Consider the following 22,614-nt stretch of genomic DNA (forward strand, 5'->3'; position numbering starts at 1 on the left):
GGAGAAGGATGATGCGGAAAAGCTTAACAATCCGGAATAAGATAACCGTTGCGATGTGTATGATGGCGTTGTTGCTTCTTATGATTGCAATATCTGTGCAGGTCAAAAACGGCAGTATTGAAAAATACGCTGTAGGGGTCGGTGAGCAGGATATACCAGAGGCGATTTTATCGTTGAGCATGTTAGACGAGCTTGGCGATATGAATTCCAACGTACTGGAATTTATTACTGGTGAATCAGAAGAGAAGGATGACTTCAGGGCTAACTACACTGAGTTTGTTTCCTTTTTCGAACGACTGAAAAGGCTGGATAGTATTGATCCAGTTGTCATACGACAGATTGAAGACCTTTCTAATCGATACTATAACGATTCTCAGAACTTGATTTTCAACACCTTCGATCCGGAACGTGAGCAGTTAGCGGTTGATAAATATAACTACTTGCAAGAGGAGTTCGCGGTACCTTTAGAGCTGCTTCTAGACACACTAAAAGAAGAGGAGGTAGCGGATGCGGGGACGAGTGGAGACTTTAACGAGGTGGTTAATGATGACTTGCCTGGTGTTCGATATTACCTTGAATTGATTGATGAAGAAGGCGATATGATGGCATCGCTCAACGCGTATATGCGAGGTGAGTTGGGAGCTGTCAATGCTTTTGAAAAAGATGCGCGAGTTTTTGCTGGCTTCCTGGTCGATATTAAGGCGATCGAACGTAAACCGATAGAGATTAAAAATCTGAGTGAAGTCGAGCGCATGTACATGGAGCTCTATAACGGCGGCAAAGAGATTTTTGATATATACAACCCAAGAGACAAAATTAATGCTGCGATAGAAATTGATCGACTAGAGCATGACGCATTTAAAAAGTTAGAAGAAATTCTGGACAAGATAAGTGCTGATGCCATCACTCAGGGTAGAGAGTCTTTAAATACACTGGTGAATGAAGCGAGTGATAGTATCTCCTTAGTATGGGGAATGTTGGTCGTCGCTATTATTCTAGCTTTTGCGATTGCACTCTTCCTGATTAAAGGGATCGTATTGCCCATCAATGCGCTTGCTGATGCAGCAGAAGATTTACGCTCCGGTGAAGGCGATTTGACCCGTCGAATTCCTGATTTTGGCAATGATGAAATAGGAGAGACGGCACAGAGCTTCAATGGATTCATTGAGCGCCTGCAAAACATCTTGCTTGATATTCAAGAGTCGGTTGAATCCATCGCACACAGTACCAACGAGGTGAGTGTCACCTCCCGCATGCTCAGCTCCACGTCAAATCAGTTAGCGGCGAGTGTCGAAGAAACCAGCGCATCATTGGATCAGATGAGTTCATCTATCTCTATGAACACTGAAAACTCTAAGATGACCAACGATATTGCTACTCAGTCCAGTGTCGAAGCAAACGACGGTGGTAAAGCGGTAAAAGATACGGTGGCTGCTATGTCCGCCATCGCAGAGAAAATAGGCATCATCGAAGATATTGCCTACAAGACCAACTTGTTAGCGTTGAATGCGGCGATTGAAGCCGCCAGAGCCGGCGAGCATGGCAAGGGCTTTGCTGTTGTAGCAGATGAGGTACGGAAGCTTGCTGAACGCAGTCAGTTTGCTGCACAGGAGATAAGTAGCCTTGCCGATAGCAGTGTCCGAATTGCTCAGCATGCGGGTGATATGCTGGATCGTATGGTGCCAAACATAGGCAAAACGGCTGATTTAGTACAGGAAATCACCGCAGCATCGACAGAGCAGAGTACCAGCGTCGCAGAAATTAATCGTACGGTAAGCCAATTGGATGAAATCGCTCAACAAAATGCGTCAGCATCGGAAGAGCTGGCGTCTACAGCCAAAATGGTTCAGGACCAGACAACAGAGATTCGCAATACAGTGGGTTACTTCAAGCTGACGAGTGAAGAGAGAGGCTTTAATCTCAGGCATCATTATATAAAGGGCGAAAGTAAATCAGGGGGCATGGCGACAGCAGAAGATGGGTACGTGCCGTTTGACCAGTAATTGCAGGAGATAGAGATGTCGATAAATCTGCCGACTGGAATTGAAGAGTCTTTCAAAGAAAAGTATCTGGTTTTTGAAATCAACCAGCGGAACTACTCTCTGCCGATCTCTATAGTGAGGGAGATTATGGAGTATGTAGAGGTTGATAGCATACCAATGGCTCCAGCATTCATAGTGGGAGCGATAAACCTTCGGGGAGAAGTAATACCAGTTATTTCCCTGGCAATCCGATTTGGGATGGAACAGCAGGCGGTTAATAGCAGAACCTGTATTGTCATCGTAGAAGTGCAGAGAGACCAGCAGATTCTGGTTATTGGTTTGATGGTAGATATGGTGACTCGTGTCCTGGATTTGGATGTACAAAATATTGATGAGGTGCCCTCGTTAGGTGGTCAGCTGGAGAATAGGTTTGTTAAAGGGCTCGCTAAATCGGATGAGAGATTGTTGGCAATCGTAGAAGTAGACGAGCTGCTAACGGTTAGGGATATGGATTTGCTGGGGGAAGTGATGAATGACGCATACTAAGTCTGAGACAGAGCCAGATACGTTGATTGATTTTGAGCAGAGACGTTTTTTGTTAGTGCAAATTTGTGACGAAACTTATGGCATACCCATTAAGTCGGTCCGGGAGGTGATTGAGTATGCCCGTATCACCACTGTTCCTATGTGCACAGACTACATTCAAGGGGTAATTAATGTTCGGGGTAGTGTTGTTCCGGTGATCAATGCTGCTAAACGTCTGAGGCTGGAGAAGGACTCAGAATATGACAGATATAGCTGTGTCGTCATCTATGAAATGCAACCAGAGAATAGCGATGAGGTAATGACCCTTGGCATTTTAGTTAGCCGGGTATCATCTATTGAGTCGGTTGAATTGTCCCAGATTTCAAATCCCCCTTCGTTTGGTTCCAATATTCCTCGAAAATTTATTTGGCATATGGTGCGGGTCAAAAATCGGCTTTGTGCTTTACTGGATATGGAGGCATTTTTGAACGTGAAAGAGATAAATCAGGCAATAAAATCCAGTCAGGACCATTTTTTCTACAATTATAGTCGGTGAACCTTATGAGGCTCTCCGAACATGATTTCAAACAGATAAACAAGATTTTAGAGCTTAATACAGGAATTGTACTGAGTAGCCAGAAAAAGGATCTGGCTCTTAATCGATTGATTTCAAGAGTTAAAGCTCTTGGCTGTCAATCTTTCCATGAGTATCTGGTAAAGGTTGGCTCCGTTGAGGGAGGGGCTGAATTATCAGTGTTTATCGATAGGTTGACCACTCATGAAACCTATTTCTTCCGTGAATCAGAACAGTTTGAGTTTTTAAAAGAGTATTTTCTGAAGTCTAAGAATCGCCATTATCCGATAAAGGCGTGGTGCGCTGCCTGTTCTACAGGAGAGGAGGTGTATAGCCTCGGAATGGTATTGGACGATCTGTTTCAACCTGGGAACTGGGGAGTAACCGGTACGGATGTGTCTGAGACCGCGGTAACTCTAGCGAAACAAGGTCACTACGCGATATCAACGGCCAGTAAGATCCCAAAACCGTATCGGATGAGCTACTGCTTAAAAGGGGTTGGTGAGCGTCACGGCAGTTTCATTATATGTAAATCAATTCGTCGATTTTGCCAGTTTTATGCCGATAACCTGCTAGATTTAAATGTAATAGTGACAAACTTTGACATCATTTTTCTCAGGAACGTGCTTATCTATTTCAGCGAAACTAAACAACAACAGATACTGGATAACGTAATATCTCGCCTTAATAAAGGGGGATTGCTGTTTGTTGGTCATTCTGAAGGGTTGCGTAAAAAAAGGATAGATATTGAGGCAGTGGCACCTTGTGTATACAGGAAGGTGACTAAATGAGAATAAATGTCTTCGTAATCGATGACTCGGCCGTGATGCGGCAATTAATGTCCGAGGCCATTAGCAAAGACGGCGAAGTTTGTCTTTCCGGCTCAGCCCCGGATCCTCTGATTGCCAGACGAAAAATGGAAAAAAACTGGCCAGACGTCATTTTACTCGATATCGAGATGCCAAAAATGGATGGCATCACCTTTCTTAAGCAAATCATGAGCGAACGACCTACGCCCGTCGTTATCTGTTCTACACTAACTGAAAAGGGAGCCGCCAGAAGCCTTGAAGCTCTGTCTTCAGGGGCTGTTGAAGTGGTGAATAAGCCGAACACAAATTTGTCAGGTTTTTTGAATAGCACTGGGACCAGAGAGATACTCGATGCAATTAAAGCTGCTGGCAGGGCAAAGGTTAAGAAACTCAAGTTTCTGGCAGAAAACTCGTATCGGGAAAAGATTGCTCCTGATTCCGTTATCGAGCCGGCGGAGAGCAAAGTCAAAGTAGTGACGGAGCAGATCATTGTTATTGGTGCTTCCACGGGGGGAACCGAGGCCATATTGAGTTTTCTTAAAAACATGCCAGTAAAGAGCCCGCCAATAGCAATAGTTCAACACATGCCAGAAGCCTTCACTAGCGCCTTTGCACAAAGGCTTGCTATCAGTACACCACACTCGGTTATGGAGGCCAAAAATGGCGCTAAGATGGGGCAAGGTTGCGTTTATATTGCTCCGGGAGGTAAACACCTTCTGATTCGAAGGCAGGGTAATGGCTATTTTCTCGAGATAAAAGACGGGCCTCTTGTCAGTCGGCACAAACCTTCGGTTGATGTTCTGTTCAGAAGTGCAGCACAGAGTGCGGGTGCAAATGCAATAGGCATTATCCTAACCGGCATGGGTGATGATGGTGCGATAGGCATGCTGGAAATGAAGCGAGCGGGCTCCATGACGTTTGCTGAATGTGAAAGTAGTTGTGTGGTTTTTGGTATGCCGAAAGAGGCGATTGCCAAGGGCGGAGTTCAAAAGGTCTACTCACTTGGGAGTTTACCTTATCAAGTTCAGAAGTACCTGGAGTTTTAATGGAAAACATAAGTGCACAGATTACAGCGATGAAAGTGGCTTTTGTCCTGATTGATAATCAAAGTGAGATATTGGGAATTTCAGAGGAAGCTAGATCTATTTTTGGTTGTGGAGTCGGTGACTCATTATTTGATTCATCCGACCTGGAGTTTGTTAATGAGTCTTTTGAGATGGTTGCATTCAAAAAGCAACTGGAACAGGCGATTGTCGAATCAGGCCATGGTCAATTTGAACTCGGGATAACCTCCGTAAGCCGAACAATAAGCTGGTACCGGGTCGAGCTGATCCCATACTCAGACAATTACATCCTGTATCTGGAAGATATCAATGAATTAGTTGGTGCAAGACGCCTTAATCAACAGCTATCGCAAAAAGATCCACATACAGGGCTTCTTTATCGCGAGGCTTTTCTAAAAGAGATAAAAGATCTGAACCTAAGTGGTATTGTTTGCTGTGTACGGATATGCAATTACCAAAGAATCAATGAAATATGGGGTACAGCGGTTGCCAATATTGTCTATATGGAAATGTTGGCGAGGGTACAGCTAGAGTGGGATTATGCAATATGCGCTAAGCACTCGATTGATAGCTTTTATGTTTTTGTTGATTACAGCCGCGATCTTGATCTCGAGCTGCTCTATTCAAAGCTGAACGAACCGTTTCAGTTTAATGGTAACCATTTTTATAGCAACGTTGCCCTTGGTTACTATTGCGAAAGAGATGACGATGACCTTGAGAAAAGCATGAACAAGGCCGAAATAGCTATCTTTGATGTACTGGATAATCGAAACCGTTTAGTCGAATTCCAGGAAGAGTTTGCGGTTCATGTTGAGCATCAGAACAAGCTGGAAAATGCATTTCGCCATGCAGTAGCCGCCGATCTTCTTGGCAGAGACTTCTATACGTGCATTCAACCCGTTCATGATGAAATAACAGGTAAAGTTGCAGGTGGTGAGTGTCTTATGCGTTGGGAGCTAGAGGGTACACCAGTATCTCCCGTCGAGTTTATTCCTATTGCAGAACGGTTGGGAGAAATTGCAGAGCTCACTAAACTGAGTATAAAAACCATAGGAACAGTATTGAACCGCCTTAAAGAACAAGACGTTGACGTCAACAATTATACCTTTGCCATTAATATCAGTGTGGTAGAGATACTTGACGTCGATTTTATCGATAAATTAACTCAGTACCTTGATGAGAGTGAGATCAACCCAGAACAGATCAAGGTTGAACTTACGGAAACGGCGTTTGTAGAAAATTTCACCTATGTAAATATGGTGCTGTCTCAGCTTCAGTTGCGAGGGTTTAAGGTTTCTATTGATGACTTCGGGACGGGGTTCTCAAGCATGAGCTATCTCTGTCGGCTTAGTTTTGACGAGATAAAAATTGATCGTTCTTTTGTTTCAGGTGTTATTACTAACCAAAGAAAACAGATGGTGTTTAACGCTCTTGCATCTCTATCTCAGAACCTTGGTAAAGCGATAGTCGCTGAAGGAGTTGAAGAGCACAGCCAGCTTGTTTATGCAAAAGCGAAAGGTGTCCAGTTTATTCAGGGCTACTATTACAGTAAGCCCCTTTTACCGGACGAGTTTGTCAATTATCTGCTAAGTCATCAGGAATCAACCTGATTGCTATTAGCTATTTTTTGTTACGACGAGGCTTAGCGTTGGGGTTGTTGCGACCCCCATTCCTGGCATTACTACCAGCCTGACTATTGCCAGAACTGCGCTTAGATGCAGAGTTAGAGCCGTTGTTTTTCCGGCCTTTAGACTTCGGAGCTTCTTGTGAAAACTGAGCCTTAGTGTGCTTAGTCGCAAAGCGATTGGCACCGTGACGACCTGATTTACGTCTTTGAGCCGGAGTTTTCGACTCTTTGTCTTCTGCCGGAACCAGACAGCCAGGTTTATCACCGATAAGGTATTTTTTACCCATATTAATCAGTGCTTCGCGAATCAATGGCCAGTTCGCCGGATCGTGATAACGTAGCAGTGCTTTATGGAGTCTGCGCTGACGCTCGCCTTTAGCAACAGGCACATCTTCTCGTTGCTTGTACTTCACTCGCTTCAGAGGGTTGGTTTCTGAGTAGTACATGGCGGTCGCATTACACATTGGGCTAGGGTAGAAGTTCTGTACCTGATCGCACTCAAAGTCATTTGCTTTCAGCCAAAGCGCCAGATTCAGCATGTCTTCGTCTTCAGCTCCCGGGTGTGCAGAAATAAAGTAAGGGATCAGGTACTGCTTCTTGCCAGCTTCCTGACTGTACTTCTGGAACATATCTTTGAAACGGTCATAAGTATCCATGCCCGGTTTCATCATTTTATCCAGAGGGCCTTTCTCGGTATGCTCTGGCGCTATTTTAAGATAACCACCAACGTGATGAGTAACCAGTTCTTTAACATATTCCGGTGACTCTACGGCCAAATCGTAACGAACACCGGAAGCAATCATTATTTTTTTGATACCCGGAACTTTGCGTGCAGCACGATACAGATCGATGGTGTGCTTATGATCAGTATCTAGTTTGTTACAAATACCGGGGAAGATACAGGAAGGGTGACGACAGTTCTTTTCGGCTTTTGGATCGGAACAGCCAAGGCGATACATATTCGCAGTAGGGCCGCCAAGGTCCGAAATGGTACCGGTAAAGCCTGGAACCTTGTCGCGGATATCTTCAAGTTCGTTCAGAATTGATTCCTGAGAACGGTTCTGAATAATACGGCCTTCATGCTCTGTAATAGAGCAGAACGAACAACCGCCAAAGCAACCACGCATAATATTGACCGAAGTTTTGATCATATCGTACGCAGGGATCTTAGCTTTTCCGTACATCGGGTGCGGTACACGGGCAAAAGGTAGCCCAAACACGTAATCCATCTCCTCTGTTGTCAGAGGAATCGGAGCCTGATTCACCCACAGTTCGCGGTTGCCGTGCTTCTGAATCAGTGCGCGGCCTGAATACGGATTGGTTTCAAGGTGCATGACTCGGGAAGCGTGCGCATAGAGAATTCGGTCGTTGTTGAGTTTTTCAAAAGGCGGGAGCCTTACCGCAGAGCGGGCAGCATCATGGCGCGACGGACGCACTATTATTGGTTTGGCTTCTTCCGGGTTCTCCGTTTTAGAGTCGCAATCCGGCTCCGTCTGATACGGGTTAACAGGTATAAAAGCCTTGCCTGGTTTTTCGATTCTGGAAGAGTCGACAATCTTATAATCCGCTGGCGCTTCCGGTAGGTTTACTGCCGTGCCACGAATGTTGGTCATCTCAGAAATTGACTCGCCATCGGCCAGACGGTGAGCCACTTCAATCAGCGCGCGTTCAGCATTGCCAAACAACAAAATATCCGCTTTAGCATCAAATAGTACTGAGCGGCGCACTTTATCTGACCAGTAGTCATAGTGCGCCAGACGACGTAGGCTGGCTTCAATCCCACCCAGTACAATAGGAGCCTCTTTGTAGGCTTCACGACACCGCTGTGAGTAAACCAGTGTCGCTCTGTCGGGACGCTTGCCACCTTCGTTATTTGGCGTATAAGCATCATCATGGCGCAGTTTTCTGTCAGCGGTGTAGCGGTTGATCATGGAATCCATGTTGCCCGCCGTGATACCAAAAAACAGATTTGGCTTACCCAGCTTCATAAAGGCGTCTTTGCTGTTCCAGTCTGGCTGAGCAATGATACCGACACGAAACCCCTGAGCTTCCAATAAGCGACCAATAATAGCCATGCCAAAGCTCGGGTGATCCACATAGGCATCCCCGGTCACGATGATAATGTCACAACTGTCCCATCCGAGAGCATTCATCTCCTTACGACTGGTTGGCAGGAATTTAGCGGTGCCAAAGCATTCTGCCCAGTACTTTTTGTGTTGATGAATTGGGGTAATATCGTTGTGCATTTTTTGACCTCGGGTTGTGCGGACGGGAATTATAGCGGTATGGAGTATGCGAAGCTAGCGCAAAATAGCTTGCGAGAAAAAGTGTGTTATTATCGGCATCCGTTTTAGGTTCCAAGCCAAATAATGATCATGTTTAATAACTTTTTATCCCTTATCCCACCTATGCTACTGGGAACACAACTTATCCTGACACTTGTTCTGATAAAGGGAGAGATCTGCCCTGGACAAAGAGGCCGCTTACATAAGCTATTTCCTGCGATTGGAACACTATGGCTGGCTTGCTCGACACTTCATGTGTCAGCACTCGGTGTTGCTGCACCTGTCTTCTATTTTTATTCTCAGGTTCAGACTAAAAAAACGCGTGATAAAGGGCCAATTTGGGTTCTGGCTATTGGTAACCTCTTTTCTGCGATTTTTGTGGGTGCTGAGTTGATGAAATTGACTCATATTTCAGCTCAGATCGCGGGAGTTCTGCTGGTCATTGTTCTTGGTGCGGTTTTCTCCCAGCTTAGCTTGAAGGTTGCCCGTTCACGCCTGGATGCATTTCAAAAAATTCTTCCTTTGTCTGGTGTGGTGGGAGTGATGTTTCTGTTGCTGATGGTTGCACTGCAGAGCTTTAACCTTGACGAGTCTGTGCTGGTATCACTTTCTACCAGTATTTTTGCCGGGATAGCCACCTTAATTGCAGGAACGGCTGTCTGGGGATGGCATTTGTTGAGAGCATCGACGGCAGAAAAACTTCAACTTTCGATTGCTTTGGTATTAATTACTGCTGCCTGTCTGACTCTTCAGCCACTGTTTATGGTTTAAGATTTGCTGTAAACCGTCGTAACAGTCACTCTTTTCTGTAAAATTCCGGCTACTCTTATATTTGTGTACTTCGTTTTTTGGTCGCAAGAGGAGCCTTAGTCATGGATTTAAGTGATGTCACTAACCTGGACAGTACGATTCTATTGGGGATTGTAAATGAAAAGCTGCGCCATGAATGCAGCAGTTTTGAAGACCTTGTCAGTATGTATGAGATGGACGTTGAAAACTTAATCGGGAAGTTGGATGGATTAGGTTATCAGTACGATCCTTTAACTAACCAGTTTAAATCTTACGACCGCTAACTGCTCGCTCTTCGCTGTAATTAGCGGAGAGCCAATTCTCTAATTATCCTGAAATAACCTATACTTTCTTAAAATAACTACAAACTTTTAAAGTTGTCATTATTTTAGGGAAGTTAATGCGTTTGAACCCTTTACACAGGTGGTTACTGATAATTCTGATTGCAAGTGGTACGGTTCATGCGGACGAGCCGGACGAGCAGCTTATTCTGCTTATTCAACAGATTATTGAAAGCGACCTCAGCCATTCAACACTCACTCCAGTACAACAGAGCCAGGAACTGTTATGGTTTGCTCGTGCAGCCAGGCCATATCAGGGGATGACGATACACGTAGTTTCTGAAGATATTCCAACCCATAGATTTGAATCTAATGTGCTGGCTAAAGCATTTAGTCAAATAACCGGAATTAAAGTGATACATGAAATCACACAGGAAGACGATGTGGTGAAAAAGATGAGCGTGCAGATGGAAACGGGAATTAACATCTACGACGCTTATGTGAACGACCTAGATTTCATTGGTATGCACTCCCGCTATAAACAGGCGCGGCCTCTTTCTTTGCTTATGAGTCAAGACTGGAGCTCAATCACATTACCGACTCTGGATATTGATGATTTTATAGGGATTGAATTTTCGAAAGGGATGGATGGGCAGATATACCAGTTACCGACTCAGCAATTTGCCAACTTGTACTGGTATCGTCACGACTGGTTTTCGCGTGAAGAGTTACAAAACCAGTTCAAGGAACTATACGGGTATCCGCTCGGGATCCCTCAAAAACTGGTCAGCCTATGAAGATATCGCAGATTTCTTTACCAATATCGTAAAAACGATTGATGGAAAAACGATCTGGGGGCATATGGATTATGGCCAATATGATCCATCTCTTGGTTGGCGAATATCGGACTCCTGGTTAAGCCTCGCTGGGGTAAATGATATACCAGATAAGACAACACCTTATCATTCTCAAGACCTGGTGGGGGACTGGGGCATTCGTGTTAAAGAGTGTCACCCCATCGGAGCCTCGGTTGCCCGTGGCGGTGCCCTGGATAGCCCAGCAGCGATATATGCAGTTAATAAATATGTGGACTGGCTTCATGAGTTTGCTCCGCCAGAAGCAAAAAATTTAACCTTTTCCACAGCAACAGACTATCTTGGTAAAGGTAATGTCGCCCAACAGATTTTTTGGTATACCGCATTTATTCCTTCAATGTATAACGAAAACCTAACGGACAGTTTCGGCGCTCCTTTATGGCGGGTTGCACCGTCGCCGAGAGGAAAATACTGGAAACCGGGTATGAAGTCTGGTTATCAGGATATTAGCGGATGGACAATTTTGACTTCAACGCCAGACAAAAGAGCTGAAGCGGCGTGGCTTTATGCTCAATTTGCCGTATCTAAAAGTGTTTCCATGGAAAAGTTTTTGGCTGGTGTTACGCCCATCAGACAAAGCGATTTAAGTTCAGCGTATCTGAACAAAAGCAAAGAAAAGTGGGGAGGTTTACTGGAGTTTTACCTGAGTGAGGCGAGAGAGCACTGGACTCCTACAGGATTAAGCGTGCCGGACTATGCTGCACTTTCTAGTGCCTGGTGGCAGCATATTGGGCCTGCTGTAAATGGGGAGCAAACCGTTGAACAGAGCATGCATTCACTTGCAGAAGAAATGGACCGTCGAATGTCGATAGTTTCACGCAACAACGATATTGAATGCACTCCTAAGATCACGGATGAAGTGAAGCGTCAGAAGCTTTTGTATCAAGACCACTCACCCTGGCGAACAAGGCTTGTAGAGGAGGAGCCCAAAACACTCTCGTATCAAGAGGCACTTGATGTATGGCGAAACTAGCTATCCTGCTCCTGCTGTTCAGCAATATCGCTTTTGCTTCTGTCAAAATCTTTGTATATGACTATCCCCCTCTGGTTGAAGTGTCCGGAAACCAGCCTAAATCGGGGCTCTCTTATGAGTTGGTTGAACGACTATTTAATAAAGCTAATGTTCCTCACTATTACACTCAGCAACCATTGAGAAGGGCGCTTTATAGAACACAGAACGAGGTCGACTCCTGTACATTTCCGGTAGAACGTAATCAGAATCGGGAAGCAAGCTACCGTTGGATAGGGCCTGTTGCGATCAATCGATTTGCTTTTTTCAGCTCGCCGGAAAGAAAAATAAGCCTGTTTACTCTTGAAGACGCAAAGCAGTATCAAGTTTCAGGATTCGCCGGAACAGGTATTGTTGATTACCTGCTAGAGAATGATTTTGATGTATTTGAAACCAAAAAGGTCGAGCATGGTTTGCAGATGCTGATTCATGACCGGGTGGAACTTTGGGTCTCCGACACGCATACCGCGAGTACTCTGGCAAATAAATACAGGATAAAACAACTGGAGCCGGATCTGACCTTTTTTACCGCAATAAACTACATGGCTTGTAATTCCAATATGTCAGATGAACGTTTTGATGAACTTTCGGCAACTCTAGGCGTTATGTACCAGAGCGGCGAGGCTCAGAATATTCTGAAGATACACCTCATAGAACAATAGGAATACCTTAAACTATACTGTTATACCGTTCTAATTCCTTCCAGATGACTTTGTGATTGCTGTTTTGCGGTACTAAAAAATGCCTGCAAGTATCTTTTGTCCGTCTCTGAGGCTCTGGTGGCTGCAAATAACCTTCGCCACAAACCTTCGCCTAAAGGCTTACTAGTAATAAGCCCTTGTCTTGAAAACTCGCTTATTGCCCAGTTAGGTAATGCAGCCACACCTAATCCGGCAGATACCATTTGAACCAGCATTAAGGTGTTGTCTGCTTGTTTCCACCTTTCTGGTTCAATCTCGGCTGGTTGCAGGAACTGGTTATATACGTCAAGACGAGTTTTCTTAACCGGATAAGTCAGCATGGTTTGAGATGCTAAATCCTGAGGTGAGATTTTTTCCCGATCGGCAAGTTCGTGAGTAGTGGACGTTATCAACCGCATTTCGAAATCAAACAGTGGCTCGTAATGAACATCTGAGCGAAGAACGATATCTGATGTTATCACTAAATCCAGCTCTCCGGCTTGCAGAGCCGGTATAGGGTCAAAGCCAAACCCTGAAGAGAAGTCGAGCGTTACCTCAGGCCAGCTAAGCTGGTACTCTTTTAACGCAGGCATTAACCATTGGTAACAGGAATGGCAGTCTATCGCCATATGCAATCTGCCGTGGGCCTCTTCTTTTACGCTAGCCAGTTTTCCTTCAGCTATCGCTATTTTAGGCAGTATCTCATCCGCAAGCCTGAGAAGGATCTCTCCTTCAGACGTAAACTTGACCGGACGCGTTTTGCGTAGAAAAAGTTGCCCCCCAATCCTCTGTTCCAGTTCTTTTAGCTGATGGGAAAGCGCAGATTGAGTCAGATGCAGAGAGGTTGCAGTTGCTGTCAGTGAGCCTGTTTCCCTCAGCGAGGCGATGGTTCTAAGATGTTTGAGTTCTATCATTAGCTGGCTTCATGCATATTTGAGTCTAATACAAATTAGCTAATGTTGAGGGCGTTGTAAACGGTGAAAAGAAAACGGGCTCATGAAAAATGAAGCCCGTTTAAAACTGTTCTAAGAATTTGCGCAGGTTTTATTTCCAGTCTGCAAGCTCAAAAGTCAAAGTGTGTTTGTCACTCTTTAGTTGCAAAGTATCCTTAGTAAGAATCATATCGCTCCAGTCACTTAACACTACACCCATGGCCATTTCGACATTCATCTCTTCTTCCATGCACATTTTTTGAGTCATGCCCATCTGTTGGATACGGAATTGGTTGTCTTTCAATTCAGCCTGACCAAAAAAGTTGTTGCAGCCAGCGTTACCATTCGCAGACAGCTTCTCACCAATTTCCAGATTGGCTACAGGCAGGTTTCCCTGTGATTCGAATTTTGTACCGTCGATTTGTACCAGGTTCCAATTGTGATGTTGAAGATCGGTTGCAGTTATTGTTGCCTCGTCATCGCCGTTGCTTTGACAAGCTGTTATCAATAAAGGAAGGGTAAATACCGCAAGCAGTTTTTTCATATGTTGCATCCTGAGTTGTTCCAACATTAAGGAAATAATTTGAATAGTATAGATTAATTGATGGGGAATATGTCAGGAGAAAGTGATACTTATGAGATATTTATATTGCCTTTAGCATATTGAGCTACTATTAACCTAACAGCTGAATAGTTACATAAACGCAATTATACCTCGATATAGGAATAGGATTTGGAGCAGTTAGAGTTCTTTAGTGTACCCAGCCCATGTATAGGGGTTTGCAGTCTCGATGAGAAGGGATACTGCAAGGGCTGTATGCGAAAAAGAGAAGAGCGTTTTAACTGGCTCAGCATGACACCTGCACAACAAAAACATGTAATTAAGCTATGCAGGCAGAGGTATCGGAGAAAAAGGCTACAAGGAAAAGAAAAGCCAGAGGTAAAATCGGATACTTTGGATCCTCAGACCGACATGTTTGAGTAAATCGTAATAATTTATTAACAGCCGAAGATTTACGGAAGTCTTTATCTATAATGCTCCAGCACTTATCGGATGGAGTTTTATATGTTAAGGCCGTTTTCACTATTAACCACATCACTATTATTTTCTTCTGTTGTCTATGCTGTTTCCAGCCCAACTCCTAATCCTCCAGAGTTAAGCGCCAAAGGCTATGTTCTGATGGATTTTCATACCGGCGAAGTGCTGGTAGAAAAGAATGCCAATGAACGTTTAAACCCAGCCAGTCTTACCAAGCTAATGACCAGCTATGTTGCGGGGAAGGAGATGGAGCATGGCAATATCTCGATGGGAGATCAGGTTCGAATCAGCAAAAATGCTTGGGCTCGTAACTTTCCGGATTCGTCAAAAATGTTTATCGAGGTGGGTAAGGATGTTGCCCTTGAAGACCTCTACAGGGGGATGATCATACAATCCGGCAATGACGCCAGTGTGGCCATTGCTGAACACGTTGCAGGCTCTGAGGTCTCTTTCGTGGACCTAATGAACTCATGGGCCGATAAACTAGGTATGCACAATAGTTCATTTGCGAACCCTCACGGGCTGGACGCTGCAGGTTTGTATAGTACACCTTATGATATCGCGCTGCTCTCTCAGGCTATCATCAATGACCTTCCTGATATCTATCCGATGTATAGCGAACGTTCGTTCACATACAACGGAATTACCCAACCTAATCGCAATCGCCTGCTTAGCAATCGCAGTCTGAATGTTGATGGTATGAAAACAGGTTATACCAGTGCAGCCGGTTATAGCCTTGTCAGTTCTGCGACTGAGGGCGATATGAGATTGATCTCGGTTGTAATGGGAACCTCAAGTCCTCAGGCAAGAGAGTCAGAAAGTGCTCATCTGATGCGCTATGGTTTCAGGTTTTTCGAAACCATCCAGCCTCATTCTCAAGGCGATAAAGTCTTATCGCAGAGGGTTTATATGGGGAAATCAGAGAACGTTGAGCTAGGTGTTTCTGAAGATGTGTTTCTTACTATAAAGCGATCGGATAAACGACATTTTAGTGCTCAGGTAGAGGTTGATGACAAGATTAAAGCGCCAATCAATAAAGGGGATGAAGTAGGTTCGTTAGTATACCGAATCGGAGAAGAAGAGATTCACCGTGTTCCTATGGTTGCTATGGAAGAGGTGGCCCAGGGGGAATATTCAGGCGCCTGATAGACTGGGTTAAGTTGCTGATTAGCTCTTTTATTTAATGAATACAATGCCAGGGAGCTGATTTGGCTCTCTGGCATTTTTTGATCGTAGAGCTATCTATTTTTTATCCTGGGAATTTGTTGCGTGATACAGTGGATATTGCCGCCACCCAGCAGGATTTCACGAGCGTCCACACCAGTGATAAGGTAACCGGGGTAGAGTTCACCTAGCATCGATTTTACGTCAGCGTCGTATTGTTTATCCAGTAATGGGTAGACAATCTGGTCGTTGGTCACCAGATAGTTGGCATATGAACCTGCCAACCTCTCTCCCGCTGTTCTTACCATTCCTGTGGACTCATCTATGCCGCTCGCTTCTTGCTCTGAAATGTATAATGGCCCTGGCATAGGTATTTTATGTACTTTGATTGCGCGCCCTTTAGCATCGCGCTGAGTTTGAAGTGCATCCAAAGCCGCACGGGATATCTGGTATTGAGGATCTTCCTCATCGTCACACCAGGTTAGCACTACTTCACCAGGACGAACTACGTGGATAAGGTTATCAACATGCCCATTTGTTTCATCGTTATAAAGTCCTGCTGGAATCCAGATGATTTTTTCTACAAAAAGGTAGTCGCAAAGTACCTGCTCTATTTCTTCTTTGCTTAAGTGAGGGTTACGGCTTTCATGTAACAAGCACTCTTCAGTGGCGTAGAGTGTGCCTTCTCCGTCTACGTGGATAGCGCCTCCCTCGAGAATAATTGGGGCTCGATAACTCAAGTCGTTATTGATTTCGCAAACCTTACGGGCAACAGCATCATCATTGTCCCACGGGAAATAGAGTCCATCGACCAATCCTCCCCAGGCATTGAACTCCCAGTCTACACCGCGACGCTCACCGTTATCATGTACCACGTATGTAGGGCCGATATCTCGCATCCAGGCATCGTCGGTGCTCATCTCGATAAGCCTTATCTCGTCGGGTAACCTTGTGCGGGCATTATTAAACTGTCCCGCGCTCACCACCATGGTAACTGGCGTTGATTGGATAATGGCTTTGGCAACGTCGACAAAAGCGCTTTGTGCGGGTTTTGCTCCGTTTCGCCAGTTATCAACTCTTTCCGGCCAAATCATCCATACCTCATCCTGAGGCTCATGTTCTCCTGGCATCCTGTAACCATCAGCCCGGGGAGTCGTGGAACCTACTCTTTTACTCATTACAACGCCTCCTACTTAATGGCCATGAGCGAGTTTATAATTACTACGAACTTGTTTTACAGCCCTTTTGTTATCAATAGACAATCTGAGCAGATATTCTCCAATAGCTATAGTGAGTATCACACCTATTAGGATTGGGGCACTGTATGCCCAGTTCACTGTCAGCGATATTATGTCGGGAAAGATAAATAGAATTACGGCCTGAAAAATAGTCAGGAAGCAAACAATACATAGTGCCCATTGGATACCCATCCCGCCGGGAACTCGAAATGGGCGTGTCGTGTCCGGGTCACTGATGCGTAGTTTTAGATAAGACGGGAACATAAACAGGTACGGTAGAAGAAAGATACAACTTGAGAAGGAGAATACCGACCAGAACAAGTCGTCACTGCTTTGTGAAAAGGTTGCATACGCAAGGATAACGCTAGTGGAGAGGACTCCGGTAATCATATTTGCGCCAACAGGTGTGTCATGTGTATCGGACATTTTAGCAACTACTTTTGGTAGTTCTCCTTCGTTTGCTGCCTGTGCTGCCGCCCGGCTGGCACCCATGGTCCAGGTAACCATATTCCCTATGAAGGTTAATAGAGCCATAATACCGATAGCGTAGATCATTACGTTACCAAAAACGCTATTACCAAACAGCTTATGCAATGTAGCGATAATACCGGAAACCAGGCCAATCTCTTCCACAGGCAGGGCCATTAAAATACCAACAGTGCCAAACACATAGAGAAAGGCAGTGACCCCCGCCGCGAGGAAAATAGACTTTGGCATATCACGAACGTCTTTCATTTCTTTTGTCATCGTGGCGACAAGCTCAAAACCCATAAGATTAAAAACGAGCGCAGGGAGGAATGCGACCCCGGTATCAAGGCTTGGTAGCATTGAGGAAAATGAAAACTCATTAGCAACACCATGTTTAGCTGCATAGAAGAAGCCTCCGAAGCCCAACACTGAAATCACCGTAATTTTTAGTATTGCTCCCAGGTTTGTTACCCATACACCAACATCGACTGAAACGTTACAAATCCAGATGGTTAGCCAGGTAAGCAGAATACAGATAGCGACTTGCCAGAATAGGGGGAGTTCGGGGAAAAACAGTTCGGAAAACATGCCAGCGAACATGATATAGACCGCAGGCATCCAAAGGCCGATGTTTATCCAGTAAAACCAGGTGGTACGCACAGCCCACTTGTAACCGAATGCTTTTTTGACCCAGTCGTAAATACCACCATCACCGGGATAAGTGGTACCTAGCTCCGAGGTGATCAGGCCATAAGGAATTACAAAAACAACCAGTGTGACCAGCCACCATCCAATGGAACTAGCGCCCATAGACGCTGAAGCTGTCAAGGTATCAACGGCTATAACCGCACACAGACTAAACAGAGCGATGCTGCCGACTCCCATTTTTCCGTCGGATGTTTTTGCATTCATATATTCACCAGGCTTAGTTGAGTGCGTGTTTTTATATAGAGAAGCCTTACGTCATCCCATGCATTGAATATAAAGCTTATAATTGCTCTTGATTGTTAACAGAATCACTTATCGGAAAAGCGGAAATAAGAATCCAGTGAAGACGTGATGTTCGCCATATATCGGAAAGGAGCTAGATGATTAGTCAATAATATTGATTCTGATCAACTTATAATGTCCATGTTCTTCGTTAATTTATTAAATATCAAAAATGATAGTGCTCGCACAATAATCAATAATCGTACGCTGTACTATGCATTTCGCTTTCTCGTTATTGAAACATCCATAAGTATGGGGTACTAGCTCTACATGAAAAAAGAATCGACAGAACAAAGGCTTGAAAGAATACATAGTGCAGCTATCCGGCTGGCTTCTGAGCGTAAGGTTGATTCCATATCCATCTATGACGTTGCTAAGGAGGCAGCAATTGCCGCGTCTACTGTGTACCATCACTATCCAAATATCGAGTCTTTGATTGTTGAGTTGATGAAAGGCATTTTCGCCGACTTTGCTAAGGTTCTGGATAACGCCGTAAATCCTGAAAAGGTGAATCACTGGTCCGATATTAATCGAATGATCGAAACCGCTTATGTTGACTACTACCGCTCTACGCCTCTTGCGCAACATACCTTGCTCGGTCAGCACACATACGCCTCTGTGCGGCATGAAGATGCGCAGAACGATCTCGTATTAGGTCAGAGGGTAGAGGAAATATATAAACGGTTCTTTGTTCTTCCAGAGCTACCGAAAGATGTGAATATTTTCGCGATAGCTCTGCAGGTGGCAGATAAAGTTTATTCCATGAATTATCGCGAGAATGGTGAAATTGCGCCAGAAATGGCAAGAGAAGCAGTAGTATTAACAGAAGCTTATCTAGGCACTTATTTACCTAAAAACTTGCCTCGTGTAATGCACTAAGCCTAACAACTCTCCTTTATTGAGAAAGTACCAGAAATGGTACTTTTTTTACCTGTTAAAAACATCAAAACGGGTTATCGATAAAGCCGGTTAGAAATTAATTCGAACTGTGATTTTTATCATGCTCCTTTTTTCAAATATTCGCTCTCTACCGATTAGTGATTCTGATTTAAGAAAAACAGAACTATTTCTTTGATACTGAATCCATCGAGATTAATCAACTTATGTATTTAATTTATCGAATTAAATCATTAATAAATTCAAGTGATGAGAGAAAGGAAAGAATATGAAATTACCATCTTCAAGTGCAACTGAACTAAACAAAGAAAATATGGAGCACATGGTTTCAATGAAGGACTTCTCGGTACAAGAGATGGACAACATGATGGAACTGATGACCTACCTGAAGCAGGCACGCCGTGACAACGCTATCCCGCAACTGTTTAAAGGCAAGTCAGTAGGCATGATCTTTGAAGCAGGTTCTACCCGAACTCGTGTTTCTTTTGAGGTTGCTGCTACTTTACTTGGCGGACACGCACTGTTCCTGTCTCCAAAAGATATCCACTTGGGTGGAAAAGAGTCTATCGATGACACTTCTCGCGTGCTTTCACGCATGTGTGACATCATTATGGCGCGCACAAACAGCCCGGAAACATTAGATGGCCTGTTAGAGATGTCTACCGTTCCTGTTATTAACGGACTGGACACACGATTCCACCCTACTCAGATGCTTGCTGACCTTTACACAATCAAAGAGCACATCACCGATGGTCGTACGCTATCCGACCTTACTCTGGCATTTATGGGGGATGCGACAGATGTGTGTCGTTCACTAATGCTGACATGTGCCAAGTACGGCATGGGCTTTAAGCAAATTGGTCCTAAGAAGTATCAGATGGAGCAGGAGTGGGTTGATTTGGCTCAGTCGTTCTGTGAAGAGTCTGGTGGTCACATTGAAATTACCGACGATGTAGAAAAGATCAGCGAGTGTGATGTGGTTTATGGCGATAGCTTCTACTGGGTTACCCAGATGGATGAGAAAGAAGAGCGTCTTGCTGCGTTTATGCCTGATTACGTGATTACTGAAGAGTTAATGGCGAAAGCTAAGCCAGGTGCGATGCTTCTTCACTGTCTACCAGCTAACGATAAGGAAGAAGTAACCCGTGGCGCACTAGAGAGTGAGTATTCGGTAGCATTTGATGAGGCTGAAAACCGCTTAACAGCGCAGATGGCGATATTGGTTTACTTCACCCATAAACATGCCGTGGTGCCAACCGAAGAGACAATCAAACATCACGAAGAAAAAATTAACGGTTTCCTGGCTAAGCTATAATTAAATCAATATATCTGTAGTGTTTGCCCTTCGTTTTAGCAGCGACTTAAGTCGCTGCTTTTTTTGATCAAGCGTATCAGGCGCTCTTCACCTGGAATTGCTTCATTAGATTTCTCAACTCTGCAGCCAGAGTGGCCAGTTCTTCGCTTGAACGAGCAGTATGCTCGGAGCTGCCAAGTACCTCGGTACCAGAATGAGTAATATCGATAACACTTTGATTTATCTCTTCTGCGGCGGCTGATTGTTGCTCACAAATAGCCGCAATCTCCATCGTCATACCGTCAATTTCTTCGACTGACTGACTTATCGACAGAATTGACTGACTGGCTGATTCTGCATTTTTTGCACTTTCAGACACCATGTGGCTACTCTGCTCAATCACTGAAACAGCGCTTCCAGTTTTAGATTGCAAGGCTTCGATTAAACGATGAATTTGTGTTGTCGTTTGCTGAGTTCTCTGGGCTAAATGTCGAACCTCGTCCGCGACAACTGCAAAGCCTCGGCCCTGCTCACCAGCCCTTGCAGCCTCAATAGCTGCATTTAGGGCAAGTAGGTTGGTTTGTTCGGCAATTTCATTAATATTCACCACAAATTGATCGATGGCGTGACTCTCTTCGTCTACGGATTTTACTTGGCCAGCGGCGTCTTGTATCTGCATTACCAACTGTTCAATTTGTTTTTGATTTGAGGCGACCAGTTCATTTCCAACATCAGCTTCCTTACTTGCACTGCTGGTAGTCGAAGATGTGCGTATAGCGCTATCAGCTACCTGCTGAATGGTGGTAGACATTTCTGTCATTGCGGTAACAACATGTTCAGTGTTGAGTTGTTGTGTACCTATCGCGTGATTGGTCTGCTCAGATGCCGCAGCCATCTCTTCCGCTAGGGAAGCGATTTGCCCGGAAGAGTTCAGAATCTGGCGAATGGTGCCATTAAGTGTTGAAGCCATAGAGTCCATAGCATTGAGAAGTTGCCCGGTTTCGTCATTTGCGTCGCTCTTCAGTTCAACACGAAGGTCACCTTTCGCTAACTGATTCGATGCTTTTACAGCTTTACCGATAGATTTGGTTAGGGCGGTAGTAAAAAGGGTTCCAAGAAGAATACCGATAACCAGATCAACTATACCGATGATAACCATACCCTTAACGGCCGTCTTTTCATGTTCTTCGGTCTGGATAAGTGCATGTTCTGTTAATTTTTCAATTCCCTTTAGAAACTCTTCAAGGTGCTTGTTAAGACCATTTTGAAAATGTTCCAGATCTCCTAACTGTTGGTTAGCTTCATCCAGGTTTGTGCTTTCAATAAGAGCTACAACGCCATTTGCACGGGACATATAAGCTGTATGCTCTTTCTTCAAAGAAACAAGAGCAGTCTGGAGTGAAGCGATCTCCTGATATAGGTTGGTAGAATTGGAGTGTTGAATAGCTTTGGCAAGAATGTTCTCAGCTTTTATTAACTCCTTGTCTATTTCCGAATTGATAATTTTAAACTGGTTAATTAACAGTCCGGTTCCCTGATTTTCTAACCCTCCGGTTAACCCTACAGAACGTAATGATTTTTCCAATAAGATTGCACCTTCCAGCTGTTTTGTTGTAACGGATGTTGTTATCTCGGTTAATGGCATATCTTCATCGATTATGCTTTGTAACTCGATGCTGATTCTTTGCATCTGAGTATACCCAAACCCGGCGATAGCGAGCATTAAGCTAAGAAGGATAGCGACCAGAGCGATCATCTTAGACTTAATGCTTAAGTTGTAAAAAAGTTGTGACATCTATTATTCCTGCCAATCTGTCGTTTTATTGAATTATATTTTTTATACGTGTTTACATTGCGATCAGAGCTTTTACTCTATGTGTAAGTGCAATGAGTTTCAATAGCAAGAAAATGCTATTAAAGATAATCTGCTACCAATAACCTTACTTTTCATTGCATTAGATAATTTTGAATTAAATGTGGAAATTAAATGGGACGTTATACTATAACACCCTGATCGGTGTTTTTTTGACTTAGACCTATAAAATGAAAGATAAGTTTGCGTGATGTTTGTATCTGAAGCGGATGGAATATG

Annotated in this window: 20 protein-coding genes and 1 pseudogene; 15 read left to right on the top strand and 6 right to left on the bottom strand. The window is 44.3% G+C overall.

Translation table 11 applies throughout. From position 1 onward, the window contains the following. Positions 1-8: 8 nt before the first annotated feature. Genes P7F88_RS18290 through P7F88_RS18315 form a run of 6 tightly spaced genes read left to right on the top strand, consistent with a single transcriptional unit; the run spans position 9 to position 6,564 of the window. Complete coding sequence (locus P7F88_RS18290; RefSeq protein WP_277827062.1) at positions 9-2,003, top strand: methyl-accepting chemotaxis protein; 1,995 nt, start codon at positions 9-11, stop codon at positions 2,001-2,003. 15 nt (positions 2,004-2,018) lie between these two features. After that, positions 2,019-2,528: a chemotaxis protein CheW gene (locus tag P7F88_RS18295; protein WP_277827064.1), complete on the top strand. Its 510-nt coding sequence runs from the start codon at positions 2,019-2,021 to the stop codon at positions 2,526-2,528. Continuing rightward, a complete protein-coding gene (locus tag P7F88_RS18300) occupies positions 2,515-3,063 on the top strand; it encodes a chemotaxis protein CheW (RefSeq protein WP_277827066.1) in 549 nt (182 codons plus the stop codon). Before P7F88_RS18295 ends, P7F88_RS18300 begins: the two co-directional genes overlap by 14 nt. A gap of 5 nt (positions 3,064-3,068) precedes the next feature. Further along, on the top strand, positions 3,069-3,872 hold the full coding sequence (locus P7F88_RS18305; protein ID WP_277827068.1) for a CheR family methyltransferase: 804 nt from the start codon (positions 3,069-3,071) through the stop codon (positions 3,870-3,872). Further along, positions 3,869-4,936: a protein-glutamate methylesterase/protein-glutamine glutaminase gene (locus tag P7F88_RS18310; RefSeq protein WP_277827070.1), complete on the top strand. Its 1,068-nt coding sequence runs from the start codon at positions 3,869-3,871 to the stop codon at positions 4,934-4,936. Before P7F88_RS18305 ends, P7F88_RS18310 begins: the two co-directional genes overlap by 4 nt. After that, entirely contained in the window at positions 4,936-6,564 is a 1,629-nt protein-coding gene (locus P7F88_RS18315) for a GGDEF domain-containing phosphodiesterase (protein ID WP_277827072.1), read from the top strand. Before P7F88_RS18310 ends, P7F88_RS18315 begins: the two co-directional genes overlap by 1 nt. Before the next feature lie 10 nt (positions 6,565-6,574). On the opposite strand, the gene P7F88_RS18320 is transcribed toward P7F88_RS18315, so the two are convergent. Next, entirely contained in the window at positions 6,575-8,827 is a 2,253-nt protein-coding gene (locus P7F88_RS18320) for a YgiQ family radical SAM protein (protein ID WP_277827074.1), read from the bottom strand. 129 nt (positions 8,828-8,956) lie between these two features. Between P7F88_RS18320 and P7F88_RS18325 the strand changes: the two genes are divergently transcribed. From P7F88_RS18325 to P7F88_RS18345, 5 genes are all read left to right on the top strand, one after another. Then, positions 8,957-9,637: a hypothetical protein gene (locus P7F88_RS18325; RefSeq protein ID WP_277827076.1), complete on the top strand. Its 681-nt coding sequence runs from the start codon at positions 8,957-8,959 to the stop codon at positions 9,635-9,637. 101 nt (positions 9,638-9,738) lie between these two features. Next, positions 9,739-9,939 carry a DUF4250 domain-containing protein gene (locus P7F88_RS18330; protein WP_277827078.1) on the top strand — a complete coding sequence of 67 codons (201 nt, stop codon included), beginning with the start codon at positions 9,739-9,741 and terminating at the stop codon, positions 9,937-9,939. Between the two features lie 116 nt (positions 9,940-10,055). Next, complete coding sequence (locus P7F88_RS18335) at positions 10,056-10,733, top strand: hypothetical protein (protein WP_277827080.1); 678 nt, start codon at positions 10,056-10,058, stop codon at positions 10,731-10,733. After that, positions 10,657-11,784 (top strand): type 2 periplasmic-binding domain-containing protein, encoded by a 1,128-nt coding sequence (locus P7F88_RS18340; RefSeq protein WP_277827082.1) that lies wholly within the window; start codon positions 10,657-10,659, stop codon positions 11,782-11,784. The genes P7F88_RS18335 and P7F88_RS18340 overlap by 77 nt, the downstream gene beginning before the upstream one ends. Next, positions 11,772-12,482, top strand: coding sequence for a substrate-binding periplasmic protein (locus P7F88_RS18345; RefSeq protein WP_277827084.1), 711 nt, complete (start codon positions 11,772-11,774; stop codon positions 12,480-12,482). Before P7F88_RS18340 ends, P7F88_RS18345 begins: the two co-directional genes overlap by 13 nt. A gap of 20 nt (positions 12,483-12,502) precedes the next feature. Here the strand turns inward: P7F88_RS18345 and P7F88_RS18350 are convergent, their stop codons facing one another. Continuing rightward, complete coding sequence (locus P7F88_RS18350; RefSeq protein WP_277827086.1) at positions 12,503-13,414, bottom strand: LysR substrate-binding domain-containing protein; 912 nt, start codon at positions 13,412-13,414, stop codon at positions 12,503-12,505. A gap of 130 nt (positions 13,415-13,544) precedes the next feature. After that, positions 13,545-13,976, bottom strand: a complete 432-nt coding sequence (locus P7F88_RS18355) for an META domain-containing protein (RefSeq protein ID WP_422128213.1) — start codon at positions 13,974-13,976, stop codon at positions 13,545-13,547. 189 nt (positions 13,977-14,165) lie between these two features. Between P7F88_RS18355 and P7F88_RS18360 the strand changes: the two genes are divergently transcribed. Continuing rightward, complete coding sequence (locus tag P7F88_RS18360; protein WP_277827090.1) at positions 14,166-14,417, top strand: DUF1289 domain-containing protein; 252 nt, start codon at positions 14,166-14,168, stop codon at positions 14,415-14,417. An 81-nt stretch (positions 14,418-14,498) separates the two neighbouring features. After that, a pseudogene (locus tag P7F88_RS18365) lies at positions 14,499-15,655 on the top strand (D-alanyl-D-alanine carboxypeptidase family protein). Positions 15,656-15,709: 54 nt separating this feature from the next. Here the strand turns inward: P7F88_RS18365 and aguA are convergent. Together aguA and P7F88_RS18375 are read right to left on the bottom strand one after the other, a co-directional pair. Next, entirely contained in the window at positions 15,710-16,813 is a 1,104-nt protein-coding gene (gene aguA, locus P7F88_RS18370; protein WP_277827092.1) for an agmatine deiminase, read from the bottom strand. Between the two features lie 15 nt (positions 16,814-16,828). Further along, positions 16,829-18,253, bottom strand: coding sequence for an APC family permease (locus P7F88_RS18375; protein WP_277827094.1), 1,425 nt, complete (start codon positions 18,251-18,253; stop codon positions 16,829-16,831). A 348-nt stretch (positions 18,254-18,601) separates the two neighbouring features. On the opposite strand from P7F88_RS18375, the gene P7F88_RS18380 reads away from it, so the two are divergent. After that, complete coding sequence (locus P7F88_RS18380; protein ID WP_277827097.1) at positions 18,602-19,210, top strand: TetR/AcrR family transcriptional regulator; 609 nt, start codon at positions 18,602-18,604, stop codon at positions 19,208-19,210. A gap of 286 nt (positions 19,211-19,496) precedes the next feature. Next, a complete protein-coding gene (argF, locus tag P7F88_RS18385) occupies positions 19,497-20,543 on the top strand; it encodes an ornithine carbamoyltransferase (RefSeq protein WP_277827099.1) in 1,047 nt (348 codons plus the stop codon). Between the two features lie 76 nt (positions 20,544-20,619). Here the strand turns inward: argF and P7F88_RS18390 are convergent, their stop codons facing one another. Next, on the bottom strand, positions 20,620-22,317 hold the full coding sequence (locus tag P7F88_RS18390; RefSeq protein ID WP_277827101.1) for a methyl-accepting chemotaxis protein: 1,698 nt from the start codon (positions 22,315-22,317) through the stop codon (positions 20,620-20,622). Between the last annotated feature and the right edge of the window lie 297 nt (positions 22,318-22,614).

It is taken from the genome of Vibrio hannami, from assembly GCF_029589055.1.
GTDB lineage: Bacteria > Pseudomonadota > Gammaproteobacteria > Enterobacterales > Vibrionaceae > Vibrio > Vibrio hannami.

Coding starts and splice junctions, on each gene's coding strand:
- P7F88_RS18290 (WP_277827062.1), top strand. CDS start 9: ATGATGCGGAAAAGCTTAACAATCCGGAATAAGATAACCGTTGCGATG.
- P7F88_RS18295 (WP_277827064.1), top strand. CDS start 2,019: ATGTCGATAAATCTGCCGACTGGAATTGAAGAGTCTTTCAAAGAAAAG.
- P7F88_RS18300 (WP_277827066.1), top strand. CDS start 2,515: ATGACGCATACTAAGTCTGAGACAGAGCCAGATACGTTGATTGATTTT.
- P7F88_RS18305 (WP_277827068.1), top strand. CDS start 3,069: ATGAGGCTCTCCGAACATGATTTCAAACAGATAAACAAGATTTTAGAG.
- P7F88_RS18310 (WP_277827070.1), top strand. CDS start 3,869: ATGAGAATAAATGTCTTCGTAATCGATGACTCGGCCGTGATGCGGCAA.
- P7F88_RS18315 (WP_277827072.1), top strand. CDS start 4,936: ATGGAAAACATAAGTGCACAGATTACAGCGATGAAAGTGGCTTTTGTC.
- P7F88_RS18320 (WP_277827074.1), bottom strand. CDS start 8,827: ATGCACAACGATATTACCCCAATTCATCAACACAAAAAGTACTGGGCA.
- P7F88_RS18325 (WP_277827076.1), top strand. CDS start 8,957: ATGTTTAATAACTTTTTATCCCTTATCCCACCTATGCTACTGGGAACA.
- P7F88_RS18330 (WP_277827078.1), top strand. CDS start 9,739: ATGGATTTAAGTGATGTCACTAACCTGGACAGTACGATTCTATTGGGG.
- P7F88_RS18335 (WP_277827080.1), top strand. CDS start 10,056: ATGCGTTTGAACCCTTTACACAGGTGGTTACTGATAATTCTGATTGCA.
- P7F88_RS18345 (WP_277827084.1), top strand. CDS start 11,772: ATGGCGAAACTAGCTATCCTGCTCCTGCTGTTCAGCAATATCGCTTTT.
- P7F88_RS18350 (WP_277827086.1), bottom strand. CDS start 13,414: ATGATAGAACTCAAACATCTTAGAACCATCGCCTCGCTGAGGGAAACA.
- P7F88_RS18355 (WP_422128213.1), bottom strand. CDS start 13,976: ATGAAAAAACTGCTTGCGGTATTTACCCTTCCTTTATTGATAACAGCT.
- aguA (WP_277827092.1), bottom strand. CDS start 16,813: ATGAGTAAAAGAGTAGGTTCCACGACTCCCCGGGCTGATGGTTACAGG.
- P7F88_RS18375 (WP_277827094.1), bottom strand. CDS start 18,253: ATGAATGCAAAAACATCCGACGGAAAAATGGGAGTCGGCAGCATCGCT.
- P7F88_RS18380 (WP_277827097.1), top strand. CDS start 18,602: ATGAAAAAAGAATCGACAGAACAAAGGCTTGAAAGAATACATAGTGCA.
- argF (WP_277827099.1), top strand. CDS start 19,497: ATGAAATTACCATCTTCAAGTGCAACTGAACTAAACAAAGAAAATATG.
- P7F88_RS18390 (WP_277827101.1), bottom strand. CDS start 22,317: ATGTCACAACTTTTTTACAACTTAAGCATTAAGTCTAAGATGATCGCT.